We start from the raw sequence: 1,658 nt of genomic DNA on the forward strand, positions 1-1,658 counted from the left end.
GATTGAGTCAAGTATTTGTGGGAGATTTTTAAAGTCCCTTATTTTGTATTGTTTTAATTCCAAATTTGACAACGGTTTCAGATTTATATCTTTCCATCTGTTTCCGCTTTTTTACTTTTTTAAATTCCCCGCAATCCTTTTAAAGCATCTGTAATTGGTTTTCCTATAGCCTGTTTTAAATAACCCAAGTTGTTCCGAGTTGCTTCTGCAGCGCTGTCCTTTAGCTTCTCTACAAAGTGTTTAGGTGGCTTTTCTTCCTTGTTTTTCCGTGTTAAGTCCTGCGTCTGTTCAAGTATCCCATGTAGCGTTTTAATCTCCAGTTTGTCTTTCAAAGCGACCATGATATCAATGAATTTATCAAGTCCTTTATCACTCCAGCTACGTCCATTTTTAAGCCGTCTAGCGAAAACACTCATGGTTCCTTCCGCACTACCCATTGGACGGAATCCTGTTGTGTCTATACCTTTTCCTTTTAATTTTTCACGGTAATCTCCCAGTGCTTCCGGATATTGAGAAAGCTGCGCAATTAACTCTTCCAGTCGTTCTTCTTTCTTTTCATTATCAAGCGTGCCCACAGCGCTGTTTAATTCCACCATGAAACCTTCCCAGTCATATTTTGCTAGTTTCTTTCGGATGGAACGATATCTTGAATGATCCCGAAATAAACGCTGCACATCCCGGGCAACATGAAAACGATCAATGACAAAAGTCGCGTTGTGTTGGAAATAATCCCGGCAGGATGTAATCCACTTCGCTCCATCTCCGTTAATAACTAGGTGATGCTTGGTTGGATCGTACTCGTAAGTCGTCATTAAAAACTGTTCAAATTCCTCCCAAAACGGGAGTTTCCCTTCATGAATGAAATGTCGTTTTTCAACTAGTTTTGCCCGTTTGCCATTCATTTCCCAGCCCTGATGCACACTGGCAATCTTAATTTCCCTTCCTTTTTTCTTTTTCTCCTGACTTTTTGTATAAAGTCCGTCAACCTCCACAAACACAACATCATTTTCTAGTGATACTGATTCTTCTGGAACTACTTCTGTATTCAAAAGCTGTTGACGTATACCTTCATGACTGATTACAGGGTAGCCCAAAAGCTTCTCCATTGTTTTACCAGCCTGTCTGTAGGAAACGCCTGTCACGGCCAGTTCAATAGCTAAATCCTGCACCACTGGACTCATACCTTTCGTACCGTCAAAAGCCAAATATTGATCCAATAAATAAACGTACTTTCCAGATTCTTTATCTCGATAATAATTTCTTTTCAGTTCTACCTGACCAAAAACAGAATCAAACTTTAGAGTTCGCTTATCCTTTAGATAAAACCTTTTTTTATCTCTTCCTAAAGCAATCGCCTCATCTAATTCTTTAAGAGTCTGTACCATCACCTGGGAAAAGCTTTCCTGCAAAGCTCGGTATGTAATTTTTTCTAATTCTTTCATTGTTAGCGTAGATATGATATCTTTCATTTGAGGGCCTCTTTCTATAGTTGTTGTTGTAGGAAACTTAACTATACAAAAGAAGGTCCTTTTTTTCATTGAAAATGCCTCTATACTACTACCGCGCTCCGCTTGCTGGCCTCATCTTTGGTGTTGAAGTCGTAAGACTTCAACACCAAAGATGAGGTATATGTTCTCCCATAAACATTTTACTCTAAC

General features: G+C 39.1%; 1 protein-coding gene. It reads right to left on the minus strand.

Annotated features, from left to right (window positions below; genetic code table 11):
- Positions 1-119: 119 nt before the first annotated feature.
- The gene (locus tag AAIB49_RS19795; RefSeq protein ID WP_343459058.1) at positions 120-1,469 is read right to left on the minus strand and encodes an ISLre2 family transposase; all 1,350 of its coding nucleotides are present in this window, start codon (positions 1,467-1,469) and stop codon (positions 120-122) included.
- Positions 1,470-1,658: the final 189 nt, after the last annotated feature.

Origin of the sequence: Ornithinibacillus proteolyticus (genome assembly GCF_039581225.1) — a bacterium.
Classification (GTDB): Bacteria; Bacillota; Bacilli; order Bacillales; family Amphibacillaceae; genus Ornithinibacillus; species Ornithinibacillus massiliensis.

Coding starts and splice junctions, on each gene's coding strand:
- AAIB49_RS19795 (WP_343459058.1), bottom strand. CDS start 1,469: ATGAAAGATATCATATCTACGCTAACAATGAAAGAATTAGAAAAAATT.